Genomic DNA, 24,968 nt, shown 5'->3' with positions numbered 1-24,968 from the left:
AAATGCGCATCAAGCACCTCACCGCCGTCTCAGCGATACTGATCGGCGCGCTGGCCACCGGCACCGGGACGGCCTACGCCGACCCGGCCGCCGACCTGGGCGTCGTGAACTACACGGCGACCACGACCGACACCTCCACGCTCGTCCAGATCGACGCGGGCTCCCTGGTCGTGGAGGACGGCGCCCTGAAGGTGAAGGCCCCGGACGGCAAGGTCATCGCAGGCACCGAACTGAAGTTCCGCGTCGACGAATTCGTCTTCCCCATCGACGCCACGATCAGCGACCGCACCGCGACGCTCACCCCGCAGTTCACCCTGGACAAGGCCCACTACGAGCCGGTCTCCCTGCCCTACGAGGATCAGGCCACCTGGAAGAACGACTACGACCGTGAGCGCGACGCCTGGGCCCGTATGACGAGCACGATCGGACTCGGCGCCTCGATCGGCGCCATGGTCGGCGGAATCGGTGGCGCGGCGGTCGGTTGCGTCATCGGCGGCGCGACCGGCGCGACACTGACCGGCGCGCTCGCGACCATGTTCAGCGGACTCCCGTCCGAGGTGCAGGGCTGCATCGCGGGTGTGGCGGCCGGTGGTTTCCTCGGCGTGCTGGCGGGACAGCTGCTCATCGCCGCGCCCGTGGCGATCTACGCCGCGGTCCAGTACTACACCACGATCAACCAGCCGTCGGTGCAGAGCGAGCAGCAGGCGAAATAGCGATCGGAGACGCCGGGCGCGCGGTGGATCCCGCGCGCCCGGCGCCCGTCGCGGGTCCCACCTCGCTGTGACCCGGACAGAGTCGCCATATATGATCCAATCATCAGTATTGATTCCACCGGGGAGGGACCGTGCCGGTACTCGCCGCGCCGATGACCGTCGAGTACCAGCCACACGGCCCGGTCCTCGTCGTCGACGATGACGAGCACATTCGCGAATCCCTCGAGCGCGGACTGACGCTGCTCGGTTTCGACGTGAGCACAGCCACCGACGGCATCGAGGCGATCCGCGCGTTCCGGAGCCGCCCGCCCTCGGCGCTGGTCCTCGACATGCAGATGCCGAATCTCGACGGACTGGGCGTGATCCGCGCACTCCGCGCGCTGGGCAGCGACGTGCCGATCTGCGTTCTCAGCGCCCGCGCCCGCCTCACCGACCGGGTCGAAGCACTGGAGGCGGGCGCTGACGACTACCTGCTGAAGCCGTTCGTCCTGGCCGAACTCGCCGCCCGATTGCGGGCGGTGCTCCGGCGCGCCCACGGCCCGCGGCAGCCCCATACGCCGATGGTCGGAATCGGACCACTTCTGATCAACGAATCGTCACGGCGGGTGACGATCTCCGGTTCGCAGGTCTCGCTGACGCGCCGAGAATTCGAACTTCTGCGGGTACTCGCCGAACATCGTGGTCAGGTCGTGAGCCGCGAACAACTCCTCGAACTCGTCTGGGGCTACGACTTCCCGACGAAGAGCAATGTCGTCGAGGTATTCATCTCCCATCTCCGGCGGAAGCTGGAATTCGGCGATCACGAGCGATTGATCCACACCATCCACGGCACGGGGTACGTGCTCCGAAGCGACATGAATTAATTTTGTCTCAGAATTCGCGGTGCGGAGCCTTCATATCCGCTCCGTAGGCTCCATTTCGAGCTGGGCGTCCGCCCGGTGACCAGTATCGAACTGGCTCCGACAACCCCTGGAAAGAGACGAAGCGTTGATCGCGCTCTCCCGAATGACATTGTGGCTGACCCTGTTCGCCTCACTCGCGCTACTGCTCGTAGCGACACCGCGCGCGAGCGCCGCGTTCGATCCGGCCGGCGTCGACTTCTGGGTCGACTCCGATATGGGCCCCGTCAAGACCCGCGTATTCCGCGCGGCCGACGGCAACACCCAGCGCGTGGTCTACGCCCTCGACGGAATGTGGGCACGTGAGGACCTCAACGGCTGGGAGATCGAAACCGAGGTCGCCAGGACACTGACCGAGAACAACATCAATGTCGTGCTGCCGATCGGTGGACAATCCAGTTTCTATATGGATTGGGACCGCCCGTCGTACCTTCCGGAGGGCGCCGTATCCGAAATCGCGGGCGATTCCGCACCCGACACCGACACCGGGCCGGGCAAGTCCTACACCTACACCTGGGAGACCCTGCTGACCCGGGTCCTGCCCGCCGCCCTGCACGAACGGCTCGGCCTGTCCCCGACCCGCAACGGTGTCATCGGACTCTCGATGGGTGGTAGCGCCGCGTTCGCGCTGGCCGCTCATCATCCGGCCCAGTTCAGCTATGCCGCGTCTCTGTCCGGATATCTGAACCCGTCGGCTCCTGGCATGCGTGGGGCGATCTCGGCGGCCATGGTCAAGGCCGGTGGGTACAACATCTCGTGCATGATCAGCTCGCCGACCTCCGACAAATGGCAGTGGATGGATCCCATGTTCCTCGCCCCCACTCTCATCCGGAACGGGACCAAGCTGTGGGTGTCGGCCGCCAACGGCGTGCCGTCCGAGGTCGGGGAACCCAGCAAGCAGGCCGCGGAGGGCTCGGCACTCGAGACACTGTCCCTGACCAACTCGCGGTCGTTCCAGACACGCATGAAGTCACTGGGCGCCACCACCGTGACCTACGACTTCCCCTCCTCGGGTGTCCACGCCTGGAAGTACTGGGAAGCCCAGGTGGTGAAGATGCTGCCCGTCCTGTCGGGCGCCATCGGCTGAGCCGACCCTTCCCGCCGGCCGGTCGCTGTGGGTGCCAGGCCGGGCCCACAGCGACCGCCACCCCACACCACGAGCCACGCAAGCATCGGTACTGAATATCCGATCAGTTATGATTGCTGCGGCAACTCGAGGTGGAGGGCAGATGACAGCCGAGCAGACCACACCCACGCGGACCGATCGTCGCCGGGAACGCACGCGCAACGCGCTGCTCGGCGCTGCGCGGAAGTTCTTGTCCGAGGGCAAGTCATCGGTCAGCATCAAGGAGATCACCGACGCCGCCGACGTCGGCTTCGGCTCCTTCTACAACCACTTCGACTCCAAAGAACAGCTCTTCGACGAGGCCGTGCGGTCCGCGCTGAACGTCTACAGCACGATGCGCGACCAGGTCGTGGCTCGCTACGACGACCCGGCCGAGGTCTTCGCGGTCAGCTTCCGGCTGACCGGACGGCTACAGCGCCGACTTCCCGAGATGGTGCGCGTCGTCCTGAATTCCGGCATGGGGGTCATGTTGCGCGACGAGGGTCTCGCGCCGCGTGCCCGTCAGGACATCGTGGCCGCCCAGGAGGCAGGGCGCTTCGAACCGATGGATCCCGATCTGGCCGTCATGGCGGCGGGCGGAACGCTGCTGGGACTGCTGCAACTGCTCGACGCCGATCCGCATGCCGACGCGGCCGCGCTGGCCGACGACATGGCGTATCGAGCCCTGCGCATGTTCGGCGTGAACAAGCGAACCGCGCAGCGCCTCAGCTCCGGACCACTCCCCCAGCTGCCCGCCGACCCCGATCTACCCCTCGGGGCCGGCGAGTAGACCCACACCCGGTCCGGCCGGGACAGATGTCACCGGTTCGGGTCGAACTCTTCGGTTCCGAGCACGAGGCGCAGTCCGGAGATCCCGGAATGCGCTCGCGCGTAAGCGAGCTCGCGGCTGATGTCGCCGACGTTGTTGATGATGGGCAACCCGAGGCCCAATGTCGAGAGCGTGCCCACCGCCCGTCCTTCGGCGTCGAGGAAGGCGCTTCCGCTGTCACCCGGGATGCCCGGCGTCGGCGATTTCAGGGCGTGGGTCCACCCGCCGAGTGAGCTGTCATCGGCCAAGCTCTCACCTCGCTGCGGCGACAACCCAGGGAGGCCACCCCGGATTCTCGAGTTGCCATAGCTGTAGACGTGGTCGCCCTCGGGCGTGCCGGTGGTGTTGAGACCGGTGGGACCGCCCCAGTACGGCACGCTCGGATTGACCTGATCGATGAGACCGGGGTCGATCTCGATCAGCGCGAAGTCGTTGTACGCGCAGGTATTCGGGTCCGCTTCGCCGAGTTGCCGCATCGTCAGCCAGCTGCTGTAGGCCAGCCGACCGGTGCCGATGGTGGTGCCGTCGGACCGGAGTGAGCCACGGCGGGTGAAGTCGACCGCGGTGCCGAGCGGCTGGCTGGTGGTCGTACATCCGTCGGTGTCGGTGGATCCGCCCGTTCCGGCGCAGTGCGCGGACTGGCCCAGGTAGACCCGGCCGCTGTCGTCGACGAACACGTAGTTCGTCGTGCACTGCCCGCCTCCCTGCGTGTTCGCCTGGATCCCGGGGGTCAGGACGGCCGAACCGGCGGCCGCCCACCGATGACCGGCGTCTTCCGGGGCGACCACGTCCGCCGCGACGGGGCTCGCCGTCCGGGACGACGTCGCGACCGTGGAGCTCGCACCGGAGTCCTGAGATCCTCCCGGTACGCCGATTCCACACCCGGAGATCAACAGCGACGCGGAGCACACGACTCCGACCGCGGGCAGGGCGACTACGCGCCGCAGGTTCGACATCTCGACCCGGTCCCTTCTGCCGGTGCGGGGCATGCAGCGCGCCGACCGGGCGATAGTTTATGACTGTTTCATCAATAATGATGGTTCATCCCAGTAACTGCAACGATGCCGCGTCAGGAGTGACGGGAGTCATCCCGATCCAGGCCCGACACCTCGGGCATATTTGATGATTTCATCACAAAACCAGAGCGATGCTTCTATCATTTGTGATCGCATCATCATTTCTCGTAGCGCGGAGGGACCTGTTCATGCTGGGCAGAAAGATGGCCGGGTTCCGCCGGCTGTGTGTCGTGGGCGGAGCAGCCGCCCTCACTCTCAGCGGTTGCTCCGCCCTGCCGACCTCGACGCCTCCCACCGAGATCACGGCCGATTTCGAGAACATCGCAGGCATGTACGAGGGCAACGAGATCATGGTCCTCGGCCTGGCGGTGGGCACCGTCGACAAGATCGTGCCCAAGGGCACCTACGTCGAGGTCCACATGACCGTCGACGCCGGGGTCAAGATCCCCAAGGACGCCATCGCGGCGATCATCTCGCCCTCGATCGTGACCGACCGCCACATCGAGATCACCCCGCCCTACACCGGCGGTGACACCCTGAAGTCCGGTGACCACCTGCCCAAGGCACGCACCAGGACCCCGGTCGAGCTGGACACGATGATCAAGACCATCGACCAGTTCTCCGCGGCCCTGAAGCCTGAAGAGGGCCAGGAAGGACTCGGTCCGCTCTCGGGTCGGGTGCTCTACCCGGTGCTCAACGGCAACGGCCAGAAGATCCGCGAGACCCTCGACGCGCTCTCGGGCGCGCTGAAGGTGGGTATCGACAACAAGGACGCCATCTCCAACATCATCATCAAGCTCAACGAGCTGACGACGATGCTGGCCGACAACGATCAGTCCGTGCGTGATTTCAGCGACCGGATGACCGCGATGTCGGGGCTGCTGGCCGAGCAGGCACCCGGTTTGCAGGCCACTCTGGATCAGCTCAACGCGTTCCTGGCCAACACCTCGGTCACCTTCTCCGACCACGCCGACGAGTTGTCGGCCTCGCTGACCGGGCTGACCAATGTCAGCAACCAGCTGCGCGCCAACTCCGGCGCGATGATCGAACTGGTCGACCTGATCCCACTGCTGATGCAGAACCTCGATGGAACCATGGACAAGGACGGCCGCTACTTCCGCACGCACCTGCTCGTCGCGCCGGCGCTGTCGGGCGAGATCATCAGCGTCTTCTGCGAGCGGATCCAGATGCGCGCGGACGGCTGCCGCACCGGCAACATGCAGGACTTCGGTCCCGACTACGGACTCACGGCCGCCCTGCTGGGGCTGACGAAGTAGCGGCGTCAGGCTTCTGACATTTTCATCACTATAGATAGTATGCCGTCGCTACTGATACTATCATCACATACATGCCGGTGGTGTAGTCGCTCACCGTGGCCATCATGAACGGAAGGACCCGATGAACAGGGACCGTATCGACGTGCATCAGCACATGATCCCGCCGGTCTACCGCGACGCGCTGCGCCGCCACGGCATCACCGCCCCGGGCGGCCGGGAACTGCCGGACTGGTCGCCGGAGTCGGCTCTGAGCCTGATGACGACCGCCGGGATCGGCTCGGCGATCCTGTCGGCGTCGACACCCGGAACCACCTTCCTGACCGATCCCGCCGAGGCCACGGCGCTCGCCCAGGCCCTCAACGACTACTCCGCCGAGATCTCGGCCGCCCACCCGGGGCAGCTCGGATTCATGGCCACCTTGCCGATGCCCGACGTGCGAGCGTCCCGGCTCGAAGCCGAACGAGCCCTCGACACTCTCGGCGCCGACGGAGTGGTGCTGCTCGGGAACTCCGCCGGGGTCTATCTCGGCGCCGAGGGCCAGGACGAACTCTTCCGCGCGCTCGACGACCGCCGCGCGGTCGTTCTGGTGCACCCGGCGGACCTGCCCGGCGAGTCGGTTCCCGGGATCCTGCCCTTCGCCGCGGACTTCCTCCTCGACACGACCCGGGCCGCCTACCTGTTGGTGCACAACGGGATTCGACGTCGGTACCCGAACATCAAGTTCATCCTGTCGCACGGTGGCGGCTTCGTTCCCTACGCGGCCCACCGGCTGGCGCTCACCATCTTCAGCGAAACCGGAGTGAGCCCGGCCGACCTGATCGACGAGTTCGCCGGGTTCTACTTCGACACCGCGCTGTCCTCGAGCGCGTCGGCGCTGCCGAGCCTGCTCTCGTTCGCCCGGCCGGGCCATGTCCTCTACGGCAGTGACTGGCCGTTCGCCCCCGATCCGGCGGTGCTCTACTTCGGCGGCGGCCTCGACGCCTACGCGGGCCTCGACGACGCACAGCGGCGTGCCGTCGAGCGCGTCAACGCACTCGCCCTGTTCCCCCGTTTCGGGGCCGCCCCCGCCGTCACCTCGGCGACACCGGTGCTGGACCGGGTTCGGAGCACGATTCGGCGCCAGGCCTTCCGAGGCATCGCGCGGGCCATCGCCCCCCGGGTGTAGGCCGCGCCGAACGACGGCGCCAGCGGTACCCCGGCGTTTCCGCTGTCGAACCGGCGAACAGCGATCTTCCATGCGGACCCATATCTGATAGTTTAGTCAGTAACGATTCGTCTCATCATGGGGAGGAAGGTTCGATGACAGCCGAACCCATCACACGGAATCGGGTGGACCGGCGACGGGCACGCACGCGCAACGCGCTGCTGGCCGCCGCGACCGCACTGCTGGCCGAGGGGCGGACCGCGGTCAGCATCCAGGAGATCACCGATGCCGCCGATGTCGGATTCGGGTCGTTCTACAACCATTTCTCCTCGAAGGACGAGCTGTTCGAGGAAGCCGTGCGCGCGGTGCTGAACACCTACGGCGTGCTGCGCGACGGCGTGGTCGCGGCCTACGAGGACCCGGCGGAGGTGTTCGCGGTGAGTTTCCGGATGACGGGCCGCATGCAGCGCGACTTTCCCGAAGGCGTCCGCGTGATCCTGCACTCGGGCACGTCGATCCTCGTTCGCGACGAGGGCCTCGCTCCCCGCGCGCGCCGCGACATCGCGGCCGCGCAGCAGGCGGGCCGGTTCGACCCGATGGATATCGAGATGGCCGTGATGGCTGCCGGTGGGGCGCTGCTGGGGCTGCTCCAGCTACTGGATCGCACGCCCGACGCCGATGCCGGGGAGCTGACCGATCAGGTGACCAGCCGGGTGCTGCGCATGTTCGGGATGTCCAAGGCTGCCGCCGAGCGGCTGGCTACGAATCCGCTGCCCAGTGATCTGCCGAAGCCCCTCGCGTGATCACCGGCATCGCCATGTTCGTCAGGAGCTCGACCAGGCTCGACGGCGGCAGCTCGGGGGCACAGGACAGACCTTCGCGCGCGACAGCGTTGACCGTCGCGGTCAGCAGCCGGATGGTCTCATCGGCCGGACGTGCACCTCTAGCCGCCAGGAAGCCCTGGATGTGTCGCGCCCATCGGTGGGCGTGCGCCCGGCACTGCTGCTGTGCGAGTTCACCGACACCGCTCACCTCGAGCAGGGCGAACCCGGCGCCGTACGGCTCACTCTCGATCGCGGCGAAATAGGCGATCAGGGCCGCGCGCACTGCCACGACCGGTTCGACGGGCCCGGTCAGGTCCGCGAGCGCGCGTGCCACCGCGACCGCCGCCCTGTCCTGGATCCGGGCATAGGCCGCGACGAGCACCTCGTCGAGCGTGTGGAATTCCTCGTAGAACTGCCGCTTCGACAGCGCCGCCGACTCGCAGATATCGCTGAGCGAGCAGCCGAAACTGCCGCGCTCCGCGCAGATGCGGGTGGCCGCGTCCAGGAACTGACGCCGTCGTCGCGCCTTGCGTTGCGCGACGGTCTGGCCGCCGTACCGCCTGACACCGGCGGCGGTCATGGCACACCTGTCTTCCGATTCGTGGAGACGGCGGTCCCGGCCTCCTGTGACAAAGGCCGGGACCGCGTCACCTTCCGGCCGGCGCGGGCCGGAAGTCTCAGTGATCGCCGACCAGGTCGAGCGCGATATCGGCGATCATGTCTTCCTGTCCACCCACGAGCCCTCGCTGACCGGCGACGGTGAGCAGCGTGCGCACGTCCACGCCGTAGGTGGCCGAGGCGTTCTCCGCGTGGCGCAGGAAGCTCGAGTAGACGCCGGCGTAGCCGAGCGTCAGCGTCTCGCGGTCGACCTGGACGGGCCGATCCATCAGCGGACGCACCAGGTCGTCGGCCGCGTCGGTCAGCTGGTCGAGGTTCGCGCCGTGTTCCCAGCCGGTCAGGTCGGCGACAGCGACGAACGCTTCGAGCGGAGTATTGCCCGCACCGGCGCCGAGTCCGGCCAGGGACGCGTCGACACGGGTCACGCCCTCCTCCACCGCGACGACACTGTTCGCCACCGACAGCGAGAGGTTCTGGTGGGCGTGGATGCCGATCTCGGTGCCGGATTCGAGCACATTCCGGTACGCGCGGACGCGGTCGCGGACACCGTTCATGGTGAGCCGCCCGCCGGAGTCGGTGACGTAGACGCAGTGCGCACCATAGGTTTCCATGAGTTTCGCCTGCTCGGCCAAACCCTCCGGGCTGTTCATGTGGCTCATCATCAGGAAGCCGGACACGTCCATGCCGAGTTCGCGCGCGTAGGCGATGTGCTGGGCGGAGATGTCGGCCTCGGTGCAGTGGGTGGCCACCCGCACCGAACGCACGCCGAGATCGAACGCGCGGCGCAGGTCCTCGATGGTGCCGATGCCGGGCAGCAGCAGGGTCGTCAGCCGGGCGAACTGCACCGCGCCCGCGGCGGCTTCGAGCCATTCCCAGTCGGTGTGGCTGCCCGGCCCGTAGTTGAGGCTGCCGCCGTGCAGGCCGTCACCGTGGGCGACCTCGATCGCGTCCACGCCCGCGGCATCGAGCGCGGCGGCGATCCGGGCGACCCCGGCGGGATCGATGCGGTGCCGCAGTGCGTGCATACCGTCGCGCAGGGTGACGTCCTGCAGGAAGATTTCGGCGCTCATCGGACACTCTCCTTCGTGGATGCCGCGATCCGCTCAGCGACGCGCACGGCGGCCGAGGTCATGATGTCGAGATTGCCGGCATAGGCGGGCAGGTAGTGGGCGGCACCCTCGACCTCGAGGAAGACGCTGACCTGGTGGGTGACCGGAGTGTCGCCGACGAGGGTGCGCAGCGGAGCTCCGGCTTCGACGGGCGTGATCTGCACACCCTGCTTCAACCGGTAGCCCGGTACGTACGCGGCGACGTCGGCCACCATGGCCAGGATCGACTCCTTGATCCGCGCGTGGACCTCGGGGTCGGCGGTGTCGATGAGCGCGAACACGGTGTCGCGCATGATCAGCGGCGGTTCCGCGGGGTTGAGCACGATGATCGCGCGTCCGCGCTGGGCGCCGCCCACCGCGGCGATCGCGGTCGAGGTGGTCTCGGTGAACTCGTCGATATTGGCTCGGGTGCCGGGGCCGGCGGACTTCGACGCGATCGAGGCGACGATCTCGGCGTAGGGCACCGCGGTGACCCGGGCGATGGCCGCGACCACCGGAATGGTCGCCTGACCACCGCAGGTGACCATGTTGACGTTGTCGGCGTCCACGTGCTCGTCGAGGTTCACCGCCGGAACGACGAACGGGCCGATCGCGGCGGGCGTCAGATCGATCAGGCGTTTGCCGTGGGGGGCGAGGGCGGCGGCGTTGGCCTTGTGCGCGCCCGCCGAGGTGGCGTCGAAGACGATCTCGATGTCTTCGAAATCCGGGAGCCCGATCAGGCCCTCGACACCGTCAGAGGTGGTCTGCACGCCCAGGCGTCCGGCGCGGGCGAGCCCGTCGGAGTTCGGGTCGATGCCGACCATGGCGGCCATTTCGAGTGTGTCGGACAGACGCAAGACCTTGATCATCAGGTCGGTGCCGATATTGCCCGATCCGATGACGGCGACTTTGGTGCGGCTCATCGCTGTTCCTCCAGGGTGAAGTCGACGGTGCCGAGCGGCCCCGATCGCTGTGTCAGTTCGGCGTGGACCCGCGCGCCGGGCACCAGTGGCGCCATCGGACCGAGCGCGCCGGAGAGCACGATCTCGCCCGCGCGCAGCGGGTCTCCCAGGGCCTGGGCGGTGCGGGCGAGCCAAGCCAGCGCCAGCAGGGGGTCACCGAGGCAGTCCGCGCCTTTGCCGCGCGAGACGATCTCGCCATCGATGCGCATGGCCATCGTGATCTCACGCGGCTCGAAGTCATCGAGCGAGAGCCGCTGTTCGCCCAGCACGAACCAGCCGCTCGAGGCGTTGTCGGCCACGGTGTCACCGAAGGTGATGTCCCAGCCGGCGATCCGGCTGTCCACGATCTCGAGCGCGGGTGCGGCGTAGTCGATGGCGCCGCGCACCGAGATGGGATCGAGGTCGTCACCGGTCAGGTCGGCGCCGAGGACGAAGGCCAGCTCGGCCTCGATCTTGGGCTGCAACAGCCTGGGCCGCTGCGCCAACGGCGTCGTGCCCGCGTCCATGTCGTGGAAGAGCACGCCGAAGTCGGGCTGGTCGACTCCGAGCTGACGTTGCACCGCCGTGGAGGTCAAGCCGATCTTGTGCCCGACGACGCGGGCGCCCTCGTCGATCCGTCGGCGAGTACCCCGGCTCTGCACCGCGTAGGCCAGGTCCACGTCGTCGGCGCCGATCAGGTCGCGCACCGCGGCCACGGGCACGCCCAGCTGCGTCGCGGTCGCCAGTCGTTCGGCGGCGGCCAGGACGGCGGGCAGTTCGCTGGTGATCGTGGTCATCGGGCTTCCTCCAGAGGGCTCGGCGCGGCGGACGCCACGACGCGCAGGGGGTTGTGATTCGCGGTCAGCATCGCGGGGGTGACGGCGAGACGGACCAGCAGTGCGGTGACCAGCTCGCTCGCGTCGGATTTCGCGCTGATCCCGAACACGTATCGATCCGGGCGGAGCAGGACCGTGCCGCCCTGGGCGACACCGGCTTTGGCGAACCACCGGGCCATGTCCCCGGTGTAGTCCTCGACGTCGGCGTAGTCGGTGGCGGCGACCCGGGCATCGCCCGGCTCGCCCTGCGGACGGCCACCGGTCGCGTACACGGTCACGAACTGTGTGCCGAGAATCTGCAAGGCATTGCGCTGGGCGACACTGAGTCCCTCGCGCGGATCGACACCGTAGCCGACGACGGCGAAGCCGAGGCCGAGTGCTTCGTCGAGGCGCTGGTGGCGGCCGTCGAAGGTGCGGATCTCCGGCTGGGGGGCCAGCGTGCCCTCGACGCCGCGCGTCAACTTTCGCGGGAGCCCGAAGTAGGCGCCGCGCTTGAACCGCGGGGACGGCTTCATCTTCGCCTCCCGGATCCAGGTATTGAGTCCGGGGACCTTCAGCGCGGTGGCCAGGGCGACATCGCGGGCGCCGGCGGCGAGCCTGTTGTTGACCGAGACGAGGCTCTTGTTCAGCACCGACAGATCGATCATCGCCTTGGCGTGGGGCCGCCGCTCGGTCTCGTAGGTGTCGAGGAGATCGAGGCTGGCACCGTGCTGGATGATGGCGCCGAGCTTCCAGGACAGGTTGTCGGCGTCGCGGACACCGGCGTTCATGCCCTGGCCGATGAACTGGGGCGTCATGTGCGCGGCGTCACCGGCGAGCAGGACGCGTCCCTCACGCCACTGGTCGGCGACCACGGCGTTGAAGGTGTAGACCAGCTTGCGCAGGACCCGCACTTCGTCGGGATCGACGTAGTGGGCGATGAGACCGCGGACCTGCTCGGGGTCCTCCATCTCCTCTTTGGTCTGCTCATCGGTGAGCATGAACTCGAAGCGGTGGTGCCCACCGGGTTGCGGACACGACACCGTCGGCATCTCGGGATCACAGACGAAGTTGAAGTAGGGCAGATGCCGGAACGCGTCGACACCGTCCTCGGCGATCAGATCGACCACGAGCCAGCGTTCCGGGTAGCTCGTCCCGGTCATGTCGATGCCCAGTTGCGTGCGGACCACGCTGCGGCCCCCGTCGCAGCCGACGAGGAACTTCGCCCGTACCTCTTCCGAGGTGGCCTCATCGGTGTCGGCGGCGTGTTTGCCGTACCCGGTGCCGTGGCATTCGGCATGCCGCACGAGCACGCCGTCGGCGTCCTGGTCGAAACCGAGGACCTCCCGGCCGCGGCGAACCGTCACGTGCGGGTAGCGCTCGAGGGCGTTCTCGAGGGTGTTCTCCAGGTAGGGCTGGTACAGGAAGTTGGCCACCGGCCAGCCCAGCGGGCGCGAGACCTGGTTGAACTGGGCGAGCACCGAACCGTCGCGGCGCACCCACTGCACGGTGCAGTCGAGGTTCATCTGCGCCGAGGCCTCGTCGGCGACACCGGCGGTCTGGAAGATCCGCATGCCTTCGTCGTCGGTGTACACCGCCCGCGCCAAGCCGTAGAACTCCGGCTCGCGCTCGAGTACCAGGACCCGCACGCCGCGCCGGCCGAGCAGGTTCGCCAGGGTCAGCCCGCTGGGCCCCAGCCCGACGACTACCACGTCGTAGTCGAACGATGTCATCGCGCAATGCCTCCGCTGAGTTGGGGAACTGTGATCTCGGGGGTCCGCAGGGTCCGGACGACCTGCCGGAACTGCGTGAACTTGTCCAGCACGGTCTCGCCGACCGGTGTGTGACCCCAGATGCTGATGCCCTGGTAGGTGGTCGGCTCCCACGTCGATTCGCGTTCCGGGCCGAACACGATCGGATTCCAGCCGACCTCGAGTTCGAATCCGGACGGGGTCACGCAGTAGAAGGACAGCTCCCGATCATTGGTGTGCTGGCCGACCGACCAGGCCATCCGGAACCCGAGATCGGTGACCCGCCCGTAGGCGGCCAGCACGTCGTCGAGCGAGCCGGACTGAATGTTGATGTGCTGCACGCGGGTGCGGATCGGGTCGATCTTCACACCGCGGATGTTGGCGATCGCGATCGAGTGGTGCCGCTCGTTGACCCGCAGGAACCGGATCTTGAGCTTGAGACCGGAGACGTTCTCGTCGATGTAGTCGCTGAGCCGGGAGTCGAAGACCGTCTCGTAGTAGCCGCGCAGTGATTCCGGTTCCCTCGACACGATCGCGACATGCCCCATGCCCGCTTCGCCGGTCACCCACCCGGAGCTGAGCATGCGCAGCGGCTCGGGCGTGGTCACCGGGACGGTGAAGATCTCCTGCCGGATCCCCTTGGGGCCGGCGAACCGCCACAGCCGCTCCACACCGCGGCGGGCCGCGTCCTCGGCACTACCTTCGGAGATCGGCACGCCGCGATCGGACACCCGCGCGATGATCCGGTCGAAGGTCTCGTGATCGTCGACCTGCCAGCCGACGGCCGTCACGTCCTCCTGCGGGCCCTGCTCCACCAGGAAACGGCACGCGTGCTCGTCGAGGCGGAACCGCAGCGTGGAGTTGTCGACATCGTCGACGTGCATACCGATCGCGTCGGCGCCGAAGCGGCGCCACTCGCCCAGCCGCGCCGACTCCACGACGATGTAGCCCAGGTGCACCGCCCCGAAGACCGACCCGTCGCCGGGTGCGAGGCCGCTCATCGCTCGGCCTTCAGGTACGCGATCGCGAGGGTGTTGAACAGGTCGGCCCGCTCCCACTGCGCCCAGTGCCCGGTGCGCGCGACCAGGTACAGGTCGCAGTTGGGCATGGTCTCGGCGAGCATCCTGCCCCCGGACGGCCGGTTGACCTTGTCGTCCTCACCCCACACCACCAGCGTGGGGTGTGCCACCTCGCTCAGGCGCGAATCCCGGGTGAAGTCCATCCGCCAGAGCGTGCGCAGGGCGAACAGGCCCGAGGGCCGGCGCAGCGGCGGGTTGGCCACGACCTCGGGGTCGATGCTGGCCCGGTAGCGCTCCTCGATCACTTCGTCCGGCACCGTCGCACCGTCGTAGACCAGGAACTCACGGATGAAGCGGATGATCTTCTCGCGGCTGGGACCACTGCCGCGGTAGTAGTTGAGGAGCTCCTGCAGACCCTCGGTCGGCAGGGCGCGCGTGGAACCGACGCCGCCGGGACCCATCAGGACCAGGCGGCCGACCTTGTCGGGGCGGTCCATCGCCAGCCGCAGCGCCGCCGCCCCGCCGTAGGAGTTGCCGATCAGGTGCGCCGAGTCGATCTGCAAGGTGTCGAGGAACTCGCCGAGCACACGCGCCAGGTAGCCGAAGGGATCGGACTGGTCGACGTACTTCGACGACCGTCCGTAGCCCGGCATGTCGAGCACGAGCACCCGGAAGTGCTCCGCCAGCGCCTCGATATTGCGCGAGTAGTTCGACAGCCCGGTCGCGCCGGGGCCGCCGCCGTGCAGCAGCACGACCGCGGGGCCGGACCCGAACTCGGTGAAGTAGATCTCACGGTTGCCGACCTGGACCGTGCGCCCGGTGTCGACTCCCTTGTCGATGCTTGTCACGATGTACCTCCCAGTGAAGTTGATAATATCATCACCTTCGATTGATTCCACGTCAAGTGGTTCTGATGAAATACTCAGAATTGGTGGTTTGACCAGTTCTCACCCGAGCAGCGGGACACGGTTCGCGGTCTGGCGATCCATCTCGTCCTGCATCACCCGACGCACCCGGTCGGCGAACTCCCCCGGCGACTCTCCACCCTCCGGCCGCATCGCGGGCAGCACCGTGGTCCGGACCTTGGTCGGCAGCGGGATGTAGGGGAACAACCCCGCGATTCCGACGGTGAGCCCCCACGGCAACGACAGCGTGATCGGCAGCCGCTTGAGCCGCAGCGCCTTGTCGAGGCGAAGCCAGCGCGCCAGCACACGACCGTCGGACAGGCAGATCAGCGACTCCCCCGCCCCCGAGGTGACCACCGGAACGATCGGCACTCCCGCCTGGATCGCCAGCCTCGCGAAGCCGGTCCGCCCGTCGAAGATGATCCGGTTGCGCTCACCCCACGACTTGAACGCGTCGACATCACCCCCGGGAAACACGAGGACATGCTCGCCACGCGCGAGGGCCGCCCGGGCGTTCTCACCGGTCGCGGGCTCGGCCCCCATCTTGGCGAGCAACGGGCCGAGCCCTATCACCCAGGCCATGTGATGCGTCAGGACGACCGCCCGTCGCCGATCCCCCATGCGGACATAGGCCGATCGTGCGGCCAACACACTCAGATCGAAGACACCGCCGAAGCCGTGGTTGGCCACGAACAACGACGGCCCCGGTGCCGGGTCGAGCACACCCCCCACTTCGTGGCGGTGATACCACCGGAACGCCCCGAGCAGAATCCGCACGGCAACCGGTGCCCGCGCGGATTCGACCCCCTTCCCACCCTGCGGCGCGTCATCGAACGACTCATCGTGAAGCGGCTGAACACCACTGTCAGTCACTACTTCTCACTTCCCGCGCTTGTCGCCGCGCTGTGGAACGAACACCGCACAGAACTCGTATCAATGATCGCAACATTGATAATTTGATCATATTTGATCGACGCATTCGTACGGCTGTGAGTTCACCCACTGGGGCCGGTCGCGCACGCCATCGCACGACCACGCCGTGCGGTGGCCACCCCCGACGGCACAGCCCCCGGTACGCCAGACTGGGAGACGATGAGCACCAGCACCCCGGGCGACCACGCGATTCGCCGACGTCCACGCGACCGCCGCGCCACCATCCTCAGCGCGGCCGCCGACGCCTTCGCGCACGCGGGCTACCACGGCACGTCCATGGCCGAGATCGCCACCGCCGTCGGGATCTCCTCGGCGGCGTTGTACCGCCATTTCCGCAACAAGCAGGAGTTGCTCGGCCACTGCCTGATGTCCGGCCTGGACGCGACGGTGTCCCGGCTGGCGGCCGCCGCGGTCCAGGACGCGAGCGGGCATCGGGTCTTCGAGGAACTCGTCGTCATCGCGCTCGAGCTGCGTGGCCTGCCGAGGCTGTGGCAGCTCGAGTTCCGCAACCTCACCGCCACGCACCGCTCGTCGGTGTTGATCCGGGCGGTGCGATTGACCGGCTACCTGCGCCGGGCGGTGCGCGCGCGGCGCCCGGAGCTGTCCGACCACGACGTCGAGCTGCTGAGCTGGTGCGTTCTCTCGGTGGCGGTCAGCCCGTCGTATCACCGCCAGCAGCTGCCGTCGACGACCTTCACCTCGGTGCTCGACGCCGCGATCGTGCGACTCCTCGCCACCGAATTGCCTCCGGGCGGGACCTCGCCCCGCACATCGCGTCCGGCGGCGCCACCGCCGTCCCCCGAGTTCGAACGAATCGCCCGGCCCGAGCGCCTCATCGGCGCGGCGGCGCGCCTGTTCAACACGCGTGGCTATGCCGCGGTCGGCATCGAAGACATCGGCGCCGCCGTCGGCGTGAGCGGACCCGCGCTGTATCACCACTTCGCGAGCAAGGCCGACCTGCTCAACGAGATCATCGTGCGCAACGAGCAGTGGATCGGGCTGTACACCTCCCGCGCGCTGGCCGAGGGCCGCGACGCCCGCGAGGCGATCCATCTGCTGATGGAATCGTTCGTGGGATTCGCGCTCCAGCAGCCGGACCTGCTCGGTACCACCGTCAGCGAGGTCGGACATCTGCCGGAACCGCAGGCCACGCGCTACCGCCGGATCCATCGCGACGGCATCCTGAACTGGGCCCGGCTGTTGCAGACGGCCCAGGCCGAACTGCCGCTCCCGGAGGCCCGGATCCTCGTCCAGGCGATCGGCACCGTCGTGATCGATGCCGTGCGCAACCCGCGCGCCCTCGGCCACCGGAATCTCGCCGGTGCGTTGATCGCCATCGGTGACCGGATCGCGCTCCACGACTGACTCGCTCGCCAGCTTAGCGATGGTCCACTTAACGCAAGACCACCGTTCTCATGATCTGACACCAGCGGATCTCAGACTGATTACGCTTAGTCGTGAGTAACTTACGGTTGCGTAGCGCTTCGGCGCGCGCCCACAATGGCCGACGGCGCGTATCCGATCCGCGCATTCCACCTCACTCCCGGTCGTCTCGACCGGCCTGTCGAAGGGACTCGGCCGTGGGCCACTACAAGAGCAATGTCCGAGACCTCGAGTTCAACCTGCTCGAGGTCTTCGGCCTGGCGGACGTGCTGCGTTCCGGCGCGTTCGGCGACCTCGATGACGACACCGTGCGCACGATGCTCGTCGAAGCGGCCCGGATCGCCGAGGGGCCGGTGGCGGCCTCGTTCGCCGAAACCGACCGCAATCCACCGGAATTCGATCCATCGACCCACACCGTGCGACTACCGGAGGGGTTCAAGCGCTCGGTCCGGGCGTGGCAGGACGCCGAATGGTGGCGCGTCGCGAAGTCCGAGGCCATCGGCGGCATTGCGGCACCGCGGATGCTCGCGTGGGCGATCAACGAACTGCTTCTGGGCGCCCAGCCCGCGGCGTATATGTACCTGACCGGGCCCGGCATGGCCGATATCGTCGAGCGCATCGGTACCGACGAACAACGGCGCTGGGGCAGGATCGCGGTCGAGAAGAAGTGGGGCGCGACCATGGTGCTGACGGAGCCGGACGCCGGTTCCGATGTCGGCGCCGGCCGCACCAAGGCCGTCGAGCAGGAGGATGGCTCCTGGCACATCGAGGGCGTCAAGCGGTTCATCACCTCGGCCGATGCCGACGATCTGTCCGACAACATCATCCACCAGGTCCTGGCCCGCCCCGAGGGCGCGGGCCCCGGCACCAAGGGGTTGAGCCTGTTCCTGGTGCCGAAGTTCCACTTCGACTCCGAGACCGGCGAACTCGGTGACCGCAACGGCGTGTTCGTCACCAATGTCGAGCACAAGATGGGGCTCAAGGCCTCGGCCACCTGTGAACTCACCTTCGGTGGTCACGGCGTGCCCGCCAAGGGCTGGCTCGTCGGCGACGTCCACAACGGCATCGCCCAGATGTTCCAGGTCATCGAGGAAGCCCGGATGATGGTCGGCACCAAGGCCATCGCGACCCTGTCGACCGGCTACCTGAACGCGCTGGAATACGCCAAGACCCGCGTCCAGGGCGCCGACCTGACCCAGATCGCCGACAAGACCGCACCGAAGGTGACCATCACCCACCACCCGGATGTCCGGCGCTCGCTGATGCTGCAGAAGGCCTACGCGGAGGGCCTGCGTTCGGTGTACCTCTACACCGCCGCGCACCAGGACCCTGAAGCGGCACAGCACGTCTCGGGTGCCGATGCCGAGCTGGCGGCCCGCGTCAACGACCTGCTGCTGCCGATCGTCAAGGGTGTCGGCTCCGAGCGCGCCTACCAGTACCTGACCGACTCGCTGCAGACCTTCGGTGGCTCGGGCTTCCTGCAGGACTACCCGATCGAGCAGTACATCCGCGACGCCAAGATCGACTCGCTCTACGAGGGCACCACCGCCATCCAGGCGCAGGACTTCTTCTTCCGTAAGATCGCCCGCGACCGGGGCGTGGCCCTGGCCCATATCGCCGACCAGGTCCGGGCGACGGCCCAGTCCGAATCGGGCACACCCGAGTTCAAGGCCGAACGCGCACTCCTGCTGACCGCGCTCGACGACGTGCAGGCCATGACCGCCACTCTGACCCAGCACCTGCTCGCGTCCGCGAACAACGGTCGGGAGCTGTACAAGGTCGGGCTCGAATCGGTCCGTTTCCTGCTGGCGGTCGGCGATCTGCTGATCGGGTGGCGACTGCTGGTGGCGGCGGAAATCGCCTCGGCCGCACTCCCGTCCGCCGGCTCGGACCGCGACTTCTACGCGGGCAAGATCGCGGTGGCGTCCTACTTCCTCCGCACCGTACTGCCCCGGCTCGGTGCCGACCGTGCCGTGATCGCGGATATCGATTCCGCGATCATGGATCTCGACGAGGCCGCCTTCTGATCGCGGGACCGGCGCCCACCACGTGCTGGTCGGCGCCGGTCCGCGCGGAACTCACTGCTTTGCGGCCGCCGGGACAGCCCGGCGTTCCAGTCCCTTCCGGTCGTAGAAGATCGTCGCGGCCAGGCCGATGACCAGCCCGATCAGCAGACCGAGCAGGGCCATCCCCACGCCGTGTGCCAGGCCCGAACTCGCCCGGGCGTCGTAGTAGAGGATCGCCCGCACCGCGATGAAGATCTGGTGCATCGGTTCGAAGGTCGACAGCCACGCCATGCCCTGCGGTGTCGCCTCGATCGGCACGGTTCCCCCCGCGGAGGGCAGGCCGAGGACGATGAACACGATGAGATTCACGAGCATCCCGGCCGCACCGAAGATCGCCAGGACGGACAGCGCGGTGACCCCGACCGCCACGATCGCGAGCACCCCGTAGAGGAACAGCATCGGAGCACGCTCGATCGACATCCCCAGCAGCGTCGCGACCCCCAGGTAGATCGCGGACACCACCGGCGCGACGACCACCAGAATGCCCCATTTGAGCAGCAGAGTTCGCACGCGCGAGATCGGTGTCGCCGGGTAGTGGACGTACCAGGGTCCGTATTCGGTCGGCGTGAAGCCCAGTGACGCGTCCACCATCGTGTGGATGATCATCGCGCCGGTGAACCCGGCCAGCAGCAACAGCAGGGTGTAGAAGAACGCCGACAGTCCCCCACCGGCGCCGTCGGGGAGCTCACGGAACGGCACGACCACCACCGAGACGGGCTCGGCCAGGGCGAGGCGGCTCACCCCGGAGAGCTCGGTGGCGGGTGCGTCCGAGGTCGGCTGGAGCTGGTTCTGCACCCGCTCGAGCAGTTGCGCGCCCACCGCCTTGTTCGCCGCGTCCGTCGCCTGGGTGGTGATGCGCAGCATGATCTGGGTGGCGTAGGCACCCGCCGCCGGATTCGTTTCGACGGTGATGACGGGCCAATCGACATCGCCGGGCACGACACCGGCCGCGCCCAGGATCGACACCCGCTTGGTGAAGTCACTAGGGATGACGATCGCCCCGTAGATCTCGCCGTTGAGCATGGCCCGATGCAACTCCGGCAGACCCATCTCACGCAGCGCGACCTTGTCGGCGGGGATCTGCTGCACCATCGAGGCCGCGATCTGATCGCCGACGTTGACCTGCTCACCGCCGACGGTGTCGCCGTCATCGAGGTTGACCAGTCCGATCGGGAAGTCGTGCATGTTCTTCTCCGGGTCGACGATGTATCCCAGATACATGGTCGCCAGCAGTGCCGCGAGCACCGCGACAACAGCACCGGGACGCAGCCACCTCGCGAGATTCCTACCGGTGATCGCCATGGAACCACTCCTCTACCGTCAGCTCGGCAACTACGTCGCAACCCACCAACTGATCATCGAGCACCAGCTCTTGGTAGGTCAAGCTATTCCTGATGAAAAAATCAGCACGTGTCGCCGGATACGGGGAGCTCGGTGGCGCCACCACGGAGTTCGACCCGGATTCCCGAGTCGGCGACGGTCACGGACTCCGGCCGGAGCCCGAGCGGATAGTCGCGCAGGCTCTCCGTGAGCAGGTCGGCGATCTCGTTCGCCAGTTGCGTCGGGACCCCGCGAGAAGAGACGATCTCGACGCGGATCACCCCGTCTTCGATGTAGGGGCGCAGCCGCACCGACACCACGCCGATGACCCCGGTGACATCGACCGTGCCGTCGGCCGCGGACATACTCACCTCGCCGGCCAGCCCGTGCAGCGTGCGCTGGATCGCCTCGGCGCTCCAGTCGACGCGCGCCTCGGAGCTGCCCACGGTGGCCGAAGCCCCGTCCTGCGCCGTCGAGACCTGGTGCAGGGTGGCATGGACCGCCATCCCTTCCGCCGGACCGAACTGCGCGTCGTCACCGTCCACGGTCAGCTCGGGGATCTGCCGGTCGATCAGGCTGAGCACGACGGGTCGCGGACCCAGATCCACGTCCACCGAGGACCCGAGGTCGTCGCGCAGGCCGGCCGCGAGACAGCCCTCGATCCGGTTCCGCAGATACAGCTCGACCGACACGATCCCGATCGTCGCCAGCACGAGCGCGACGACCAGACCGACAGTCATGCCGCGCGCGATTCGTCGCCGCACACTCCTACCGGGCGCCTTGCCGTTGTCGACGGGATCCAGCTCTTGAAGCTTCATACGTTTCTCCTCCGGATTCCCCCTGGCGGACCGGGAGATGTTCCCGGGCACGATTGCCACACTCTCACTGTGATGATGAAATCATCATATCTGACGTAAGGCTCCATTTCGCGTGAGCTCGCCCACGCGTTCTCTGGCGAAGGACTGCGGATCGCCTGAGAATTCTCTGGCGACAGTTGACTGACCATGTCGTCATCTATGACGGTCTATAACAGCAGTGAGCGCCTCCGCCGATGATGCCGGTCGCACTCCCTGCCCAGATCCTCCGGTGGAACGACCTCGGTGCAAGAACACCGGTTCGGCCACCTGTCGCATCGCATCTGATACTTTCATCAGCGATTCGCGCATCGCTTCGCTCGATCAGCTCGATCGAGCGCTCTCCACCCCGCAGCCCATCCCCCTTCGGGCGGACTCCGACCGCGCCGAGCGGGACTTCGCGATGCGACCGAAACAACCGAAGGAAAGGACATTCTCGTGAACGAATCCGATACTCCGTCGCGCGCCGGTGTGAGCCGCCGCCGCATGCTGGGAGGAGCTGTCGCAGGCACGCTCGGTGTCGCCGCGGCCACGGCTCTCCCCCTCGGTAGCTCGACCAAGGTCGGCGCGGCCGGAACCGCCCGCGCCGAGTACGCCGCGCCCACCGGCACCTACCGCATCGACCTGCACACGCACGTGCTGCCGCCGGATTACCGCGCGGCGCTGCTGTCGCACGGGCACTACACCGTCGGCGGCTACCCCACCCCCGAGTGGTCGCCCGAGTCCGCGATGCAGTTCATGGACTACTACGGCATCCAGGCCCAAGCCCTGTCGGTCTCCGACCCCGGCGTCGGGTTCCTGGCCCCGGGCAAGGAAGCCAACGACATGGCTCGCTACTGCAACGAGTACGTCGCCGGACTCACCCGGCAGTACCCCACGCGCTTCGGCTCGTTCGCGGTTCTGCCCATGCCCGACATCCCCGCCGCGGTCGCCGAGGCGATCTACGCCCTCGACGTCCTGCACGCCGACGGCATCGTGCTGCTGTCCGCCTACCAGGGTGTCTACCTGGGCGACCCGCGCTACGAGCCCTTGATGATGGCGCTCAACCAGCGCAACGCCTACGTCTTCGTGCACCCCGCCGCGATCGCGGACGACGCCAAGCCCAGCCTGCCCCTGCCCGACTTCCTCATCGAGTACACCTTCGACACGACCCGGGCCGCGACGATGATGATGCTGACCGGTGTCACCAAGCGCTACCCCAACATCCGGTTCCAGCTCTCGCACGCGGGCGGCACCCTGCCGTTCCTGTCCTGGCGCGTCGGCGTCGCCTCCGAGACCACCGTCGGCGAGAACTGGCCCCAGGGCCTGGACAAGCCGTCCCTGCTCGACGCGAAGGCGCAGATCTCGCGCTTCTACTACGACACCGCGCTGAGCGGATCCAGCGCCGCGATGTCGGCGGTGTCGGCCGTGACGAGCCGAGACCACATCGTCTTCGGTTCGGACTGGCCCTTCAGCGCGACCACTCTGCCGCAGTCCGGCACCCACGACCCCGCCCCGGGACTCAGCGAGATCTTCGACGCCGAACAGCGCATGGAAGTCGAGCACCACGCCCCGTTGCGCCAGCTTCCCCGCCTGGCCGCGGCGATCAACGGAGGCTGATCCCCACCGTCGGTCCAGGGCCGGGCGCGGTGGTTCCCCACCCGCCCGGCCCGAGCCGAACGTCAGATCTCCGGCAGGGCACGCCGACTGATGTCGTGGGCCTCTTCCGCGCCGAGTCCGAGCATGCGCAAGAGGTCTTCGGTCACCTGGTCGACGGCCGCGGCGTCGTCACGGTCGGTCTGTTCGTGCAACAACTGGCCCAGGCGCAGCGCGGCGCCGGACACGATCACCAGCGCGAGTTCGAGATCGCGCACCCGGAACCGACCGGCGCGCATACCGATCTCGATATCCCGGCGCGCTCGCGCGGCCACGCCCCTGTCCGACCCGGCGTAGACCAGTCCCTCCGCGAGCAGAACCTTGCTGGCGGTGGGTTCACGCCGGTGCACCCTGCCCACCAGGCGGAAGCTCTGCGCGAAGACGTGCGCCGGGTCGTCGAGGTCTGCCGTCAGTTCGTCGAGCGCGCCACCGAGCCGGTCGAGCACCTCCGCGACGGCCACCTGCAGGAGTTGCTCCCGGCTCGAGAAATGGTTGTAGAACGACCCCATGCCGACGTCCGCGGCCTGGGTGATCTCCAGAATGGGCACATTGAGCCTGCCCTGCGCGATGAAGTACTGCGCCGCCGCGACCAGCGCCGCCCGAGTCCGGGCTTTGCGCCGCTCCAGCCGATTGGTGCCGCCAGTGTCATCCATCGTGCCCTCCACACCGAGTCAGTCGATTCCCGATCACACAAATGATCACTATCTCATAATTGATGCTATCATCCAGTTGATCCGAACTGATGCATACGTCTCAAGTGACGATATCGTCAGCATACGAGCAGCTGATCGGCCTGAAGAAAGTAGCGTTCATGGCACACACCGTTCTCCGCGCGATCGACGGCTGGTGGCTGCTGACCCCCGCGGGCGCGGCCCGGATCGCCACCGACGCCACCACGACCGCCGACCTGCTCGCCGACCGCTCCGCGATCACCCGGGCGGCGCGAGACACCGACCTGGTCCCGGTGCGTGAACTCTCGTTGCTCTCCCCGGTCACGGCACCGTGCCGGGTGGTCGCCCAGATGACGAACTTCGCTTCCCATGTGAAGGATTCCGGCGGAGATCCCGGATCGGTCCCCCTCACCTTCTTCAGGAAGGCCTCGGGATCGATCAGTGGCCCCCACGACGACGTCGTCCGTCCGAGTCATGTGCGACTCCTGGACTACGAAGTCGAGATCGGGTTGGTGTTCGGCAGGGAGATGCCCGTCGGCACCGAGATCGAAGCCGGCAATCTCGGCGACTACATCACGGGACTCGTCGTCACCAACGACATCTCGGCGCGCGACGTGCAATTGCCGCAGACCCAGTACTACGAGGGCAAGTCGTATCCGACGTTCACCCCGACGGGACCGGCACTGGTGCTCCTGGAAGCGGGCGAACTCGACCGGTTCGTCGACTTGCGGCTGCGGCTGTGGGTCAACGGCGAGAAGCGCCAGGACATGACCGTGGCGGACATGATCTACCAACCGCTCGAGACCGTGCGGGCGCTGTCGCGGTTCCAGCGGATGGAGCCCGGCGATCTGCTGCTCACCGGAACCCCGGTGGGAACCGCGATCAGCGCCCCACCCAAGCCGGTGGAGATCATCGGCGCCATGCTGCCCCCCAGGATCAAGTGGAAGCTGTTCTTCGACCGCCAGGCCAAGAACCCCAAGTACCTGCGCGACGGTGACGTCATCGAAGCGACGGTCGCCACCGACGACGGCGCCATCGATCTCGGCAGGCAACGCACGACCGTGCGATACGCCTAGCGATCGCCGCGGCTGCCGGGGCGTTTCGGACCTGATCCAGGCCGCGAGGAGCAGCATTGGACAGTTTCCAAGCCGTCGCCGCGCGT

The 24,968-nt window shown here is 67.5% G+C and carries 23 protein-coding genes; 11 read left to right on the top strand and 12 right to left on the bottom strand.

Annotation, left to right across the window (positions count from 1 at the left end; genetic code table 11):
• Positions 1-2 precede the first annotated feature (2 nt).
• The 4 genes from ACFC06_RS00430 to ACFC06_RS00415 all read left to right on the top strand — a co-directional run bounded on the left by ACFC06_RS00430 (position 3) and on the right by ACFC06_RS00415 (position 3,507).
• Entirely contained in the window at positions 3-713 is a 711-nt protein-coding gene (locus ACFC06_RS00430; RefSeq protein ID WP_375925934.1) for a hypothetical protein, read from the top strand.
• Between the two features lie 152 nt (positions 714-865).
• Positions 866-1,576 (top strand): response regulator transcription factor, encoded by a 711-nt coding sequence (locus ACFC06_RS00425; protein WP_375935108.1) that lies wholly within the window; start codon positions 866-868, stop codon positions 1,574-1,576.
• A gap of 142 nt (positions 1,577-1,718) precedes the next feature.
• Positions 1,719-2,699, top strand: coding sequence for an alpha/beta hydrolase (locus tag ACFC06_RS00420; RefSeq protein ID WP_375925932.1), 981 nt, complete (start codon positions 1,719-1,721; stop codon positions 2,697-2,699).
• Positions 2,700-2,841: 142 nt separating this feature from the next.
• On the top strand, positions 2,842-3,507 hold the full coding sequence (locus ACFC06_RS00415) for a TetR/AcrR family transcriptional regulator (protein ID WP_375925929.1): 666 nt from the start codon (positions 2,842-2,844) through the stop codon (positions 3,505-3,507).
• A 29-nt stretch (positions 3,508-3,536) separates the two neighbouring features.
• Here the strand turns inward: ACFC06_RS00415 and ACFC06_RS00410 are convergent, their stop codons facing one another.
• Positions 3,537-4,223 (bottom strand): hypothetical protein, encoded by a 687-nt coding sequence (locus tag ACFC06_RS00410; RefSeq protein ID WP_375925926.1) that lies wholly within the window; start codon positions 4,221-4,223, stop codon positions 3,537-3,539.
• A 527-nt stretch (positions 4,224-4,750) separates the two neighbouring features.
• Between ACFC06_RS00410 and ACFC06_RS00405 the strand changes: the two genes are divergently transcribed.
• The 3 genes from ACFC06_RS00405 to ACFC06_RS00395 all read left to right on the top strand — a co-directional run bounded on the left by ACFC06_RS00405 (position 4,751) and on the right by ACFC06_RS00395 (position 7,786).
• A complete protein-coding gene (locus ACFC06_RS00405; protein WP_375925925.1) occupies positions 4,751-5,839 on the top strand; it encodes an MlaD family protein in 1,089 nt (362 codons plus the stop codon).
• Positions 5,840-5,960: 121 nt separating this feature from the next.
• Positions 5,961-7,004 carry an amidohydrolase family protein gene (locus ACFC06_RS00400; protein ID WP_375925922.1) on the top strand — a complete coding sequence of 348 codons (1,044 nt, stop codon included), beginning with the start codon at positions 5,961-5,963 and terminating at the stop codon, positions 7,002-7,004.
• A 134-nt stretch (positions 7,005-7,138) separates the two neighbouring features.
• Positions 7,139-7,786: a TetR/AcrR family transcriptional regulator gene (locus tag ACFC06_RS00395; RefSeq protein ID WP_375925920.1), complete on the top strand. Its 648-nt coding sequence runs from the start codon at positions 7,139-7,141 to the stop codon at positions 7,784-7,786.
• Here ACFC06_RS00395 and ACFC06_RS00390 read toward each other — a convergent pair.
• The 8 genes from ACFC06_RS00390 to ACFC06_RS00355 form a co-directional block, all read right to left on the bottom strand.
• A complete protein-coding gene (locus ACFC06_RS00390) occupies positions 7,743-8,387 on the bottom strand; it encodes a TetR/AcrR family transcriptional regulator (protein ID WP_375925917.1) in 645 nt (214 codons plus the stop codon). The genes ACFC06_RS00395 and ACFC06_RS00390 overlap by 44 nt on opposite strands.
• Before the next feature lie 97 nt (positions 8,388-8,484).
• On the bottom strand, positions 8,485-9,495 hold the full coding sequence (gene dmpG / locus ACFC06_RS00385) for a 4-hydroxy-2-oxovalerate aldolase (protein ID WP_375925914.1): 1,011 nt from the start codon (positions 9,493-9,495) through the stop codon (positions 8,485-8,487).
• Positions 9,492-10,436: an acetaldehyde dehydrogenase (acetylating) gene (locus ACFC06_RS00380; RefSeq protein ID WP_375925911.1), complete on the bottom strand. Its 945-nt coding sequence runs from the start codon at positions 10,434-10,436 to the stop codon at positions 9,492-9,494. The genes dmpG and ACFC06_RS00380 overlap by 4 nt, the downstream gene beginning before the upstream one ends.
• On the bottom strand, positions 10,433-11,251 hold the full coding sequence (locus ACFC06_RS00375) for a 2-keto-4-pentenoate hydratase (RefSeq protein ID WP_375925908.1): 819 nt from the start codon (positions 11,249-11,251) through the stop codon (positions 10,433-10,435). Before ACFC06_RS00375 ends, ACFC06_RS00380 begins: the two co-directional genes overlap by 4 nt.
• Positions 11,248-13,002 (bottom strand): bifunctional 3-(3-hydroxy-phenyl)propionate/3-hydroxycinnamic acid hydroxylase, encoded by a 1,755-nt coding sequence (locus ACFC06_RS00370; protein WP_375925905.1) that lies wholly within the window; start codon positions 13,000-13,002, stop codon positions 11,248-11,250. The genes ACFC06_RS00375 and ACFC06_RS00370 overlap by 4 nt, the downstream gene beginning before the upstream one ends.
• Positions 12,999-14,021, bottom strand: coding sequence for a VOC family protein (locus ACFC06_RS00365; RefSeq protein ID WP_375925902.1), 1,023 nt, complete (start codon positions 14,019-14,021; stop codon positions 12,999-13,001). Before ACFC06_RS00365 ends, ACFC06_RS00370 begins: the two co-directional genes overlap by 4 nt.
• Positions 14,018-14,878 carry an alpha/beta fold hydrolase gene (locus ACFC06_RS00360; RefSeq protein ID WP_375935105.1) on the bottom strand — a complete coding sequence of 287 codons (861 nt, stop codon included), beginning with the start codon at positions 14,876-14,878 and terminating at the stop codon, positions 14,018-14,020. The genes ACFC06_RS00365 and ACFC06_RS00360 overlap by 4 nt, the downstream gene beginning before the upstream one ends.
• Positions 14,879-14,986: 108 nt before the next feature.
• Positions 14,987-15,595 (bottom strand): 1-acyl-sn-glycerol-3-phosphate acyltransferase, encoded by a 609-nt coding sequence (locus ACFC06_RS00355; protein ID WP_375935102.1) that lies wholly within the window; start codon positions 15,593-15,595, stop codon positions 14,987-14,989.
• 441 nt (positions 15,596-16,036) lie between these two features.
• On the opposite strand from ACFC06_RS00355, the gene ACFC06_RS00350 reads away from it, so the two are divergent.
• Together ACFC06_RS00350 and ACFC06_RS00345 are read left to right on the top strand one after the other, a co-directional pair.
• Complete coding sequence (locus ACFC06_RS00350; protein WP_375925899.1) at positions 16,037-17,242, top strand: TetR/AcrR family transcriptional regulator; 1,206 nt, start codon at positions 16,037-16,039, stop codon at positions 17,240-17,242.
• Between the two features lie 215 nt (positions 17,243-17,457).
• A complete protein-coding gene (locus ACFC06_RS00345) occupies positions 17,458-19,287 on the top strand; it encodes an acyl-CoA dehydrogenase (protein ID WP_375925896.1) in 1,830 nt (609 codons plus the stop codon).
• Between the two features lie 51 nt (positions 19,288-19,338).
• Here the strand turns inward: ACFC06_RS00345 and ACFC06_RS00340 are convergent, their stop codons facing one another.
• Together ACFC06_RS00340 and ACFC06_RS00335 are read right to left on the bottom strand one after the other, a co-directional pair.
• Positions 19,339-20,628 carry a YhgE/Pip domain-containing protein gene (locus ACFC06_RS00340; protein WP_375925893.1) on the bottom strand — a complete coding sequence of 430 codons (1,290 nt, stop codon included), beginning with the start codon at positions 20,626-20,628 and terminating at the stop codon, positions 19,339-19,341.
• Between the two features lie 101 nt (positions 20,629-20,729).
• Entirely contained in the window at positions 20,730-21,464 is a 735-nt protein-coding gene (locus ACFC06_RS00335) for a DUF2993 domain-containing protein (RefSeq protein ID WP_375925890.1), read from the bottom strand.
• Between the two features lie 474 nt (positions 21,465-21,938).
• On the opposite strand from ACFC06_RS00335, the gene ACFC06_RS00330 reads away from it, so the two are divergent.
• Positions 21,939-23,099, top strand: a complete 1,161-nt coding sequence (locus tag ACFC06_RS00330) for an amidohydrolase family protein (protein ID WP_375925887.1) — start codon at positions 21,939-21,941, stop codon at positions 23,097-23,099.
• 62 nt (positions 23,100-23,161) lie between these two features.
• Here ACFC06_RS00330 and ACFC06_RS00325 read toward each other — a convergent pair whose 3' ends face one another.
• On the bottom strand, positions 23,162-23,788 hold the full coding sequence (locus ACFC06_RS00325; protein ID WP_375925884.1) for a TetR/AcrR family transcriptional regulator: 627 nt from the start codon (positions 23,786-23,788) through the stop codon (positions 23,162-23,164).
• Positions 23,789-23,946: 158 nt separating this feature from the next.
• On the opposite strand from ACFC06_RS00325, the gene ACFC06_RS00320 reads away from it, so the two are divergent.
• A complete protein-coding gene (locus ACFC06_RS00320; protein ID WP_375925881.1) occupies positions 23,947-24,882 on the top strand; it encodes a fumarylacetoacetate hydrolase family protein in 936 nt (311 codons plus the stop codon).
• Positions 24,883-24,968: the final 86 nt, after the last annotated feature.

Source organism: Nocardia sp. NPDC056064, assembly GCF_042266925.1.
Lineage (GTDB): Bacteria > Actinomycetota > Actinomycetes > Mycobacteriales > Mycobacteriaceae > Nocardia.
This window is presented reverse-complemented; position numbering and strand designations above follow the sequence as displayed.

Bases quoted from the DNA above. Each gene is read 5' to 3' on its own strand.
- ACFC06_RS00430 (WP_375925934.1), top strand. From the start codon at position 3: ATGCGCATCAAGCACCTCACCGCCGTCTCAGCGATACTGATCGGCGCG.
- ACFC06_RS00425 (WP_375935108.1), top strand. From the start codon at position 866: ATGACCGTCGAGTACCAGCCACACGGCCCGGTCCTCGTCGTCGACGAT.
- ACFC06_RS00420 (WP_375925932.1), top strand. From the start codon at position 1,719: ATGACATTGTGGCTGACCCTGTTCGCCTCACTCGCGCTACTGCTCGTA.
- ACFC06_RS00415 (WP_375925929.1), top strand. From the start codon at position 2,842: ATGACAGCCGAGCAGACCACACCCACGCGGACCGATCGTCGCCGGGAA.
- ACFC06_RS00405 (WP_375925925.1), top strand. From the start codon at position 4,751: ATGCTGGGCAGAAAGATGGCCGGGTTCCGCCGGCTGTGTGTCGTGGGC.
- ACFC06_RS00400 (WP_375925922.1), top strand. From the start codon at position 5,961: ATGAACAGGGACCGTATCGACGTGCATCAGCACATGATCCCGCCGGTC.
- ACFC06_RS00395 (WP_375925920.1), top strand. From the start codon at position 7,139: ATGACAGCCGAACCCATCACACGGAATCGGGTGGACCGGCGACGGGCA.
- ACFC06_RS00390 (WP_375925917.1), bottom strand. From the start codon at position 8,387: ATGACCGCCGCCGGTGTCAGGCGGTACGGCGGCCAGACCGTCGCGCAA.
- dmpG (WP_375925914.1), bottom strand. From the start codon at position 9,495: ATGAGCGCCGAAATCTTCCTGCAGGACGTCACCCTGCGCGACGGTATG.
- ACFC06_RS00380 (WP_375925911.1), bottom strand. From the start codon at position 10,436: ATGAGCCGCACCAAAGTCGCCGTCATCGGATCGGGCAATATCGGCACC.
- ACFC06_RS00375 (WP_375925908.1), bottom strand. From the start codon at position 11,251: ATGACCACGATCACCAGCGAACTGCCCGCCGTCCTGGCCGCCGCCGAA.
- ACFC06_RS00370 (WP_375925905.1), bottom strand. From the start codon at position 13,002: ATGACATCGTTCGACTACGACGTGGTAGTCGTCGGGCTGGGGCCCAGC.
- ACFC06_RS00365 (WP_375925902.1), bottom strand. From the start codon at position 14,021: ATGAGCGGCCTCGCACCCGGCGACGGGTCGGTCTTCGGGGCGGTGCAC.
- ACFC06_RS00350 (WP_375925899.1), top strand. From the start codon at position 16,037: ATGAGCACCAGCACCCCGGGCGACCACGCGATTCGCCGACGTCCACGC.
- ACFC06_RS00340 (WP_375925893.1), bottom strand. From the start codon at position 20,628: ATGGCGATCACCGGTAGGAATCTCGCGAGGTGGCTGCGTCCCGGTGCT.
- ACFC06_RS00335 (WP_375925890.1), bottom strand. From the start codon at position 21,464: ATGAAGCTTCAAGAGCTGGATCCCGTCGACAACGGCAAGGCGCCCGGT.
- ACFC06_RS00325 (WP_375925884.1), bottom strand. From the start codon at position 23,788: ATGGATGACACTGGCGGCACCAATCGGCTGGAGCGGCGCAAAGCCCGG.
- ACFC06_RS00320 (WP_375925881.1), top strand. From the start codon at position 23,947: ATGGCACACACCGTTCTCCGCGCGATCGACGGCTGGTGGCTGCTGACC.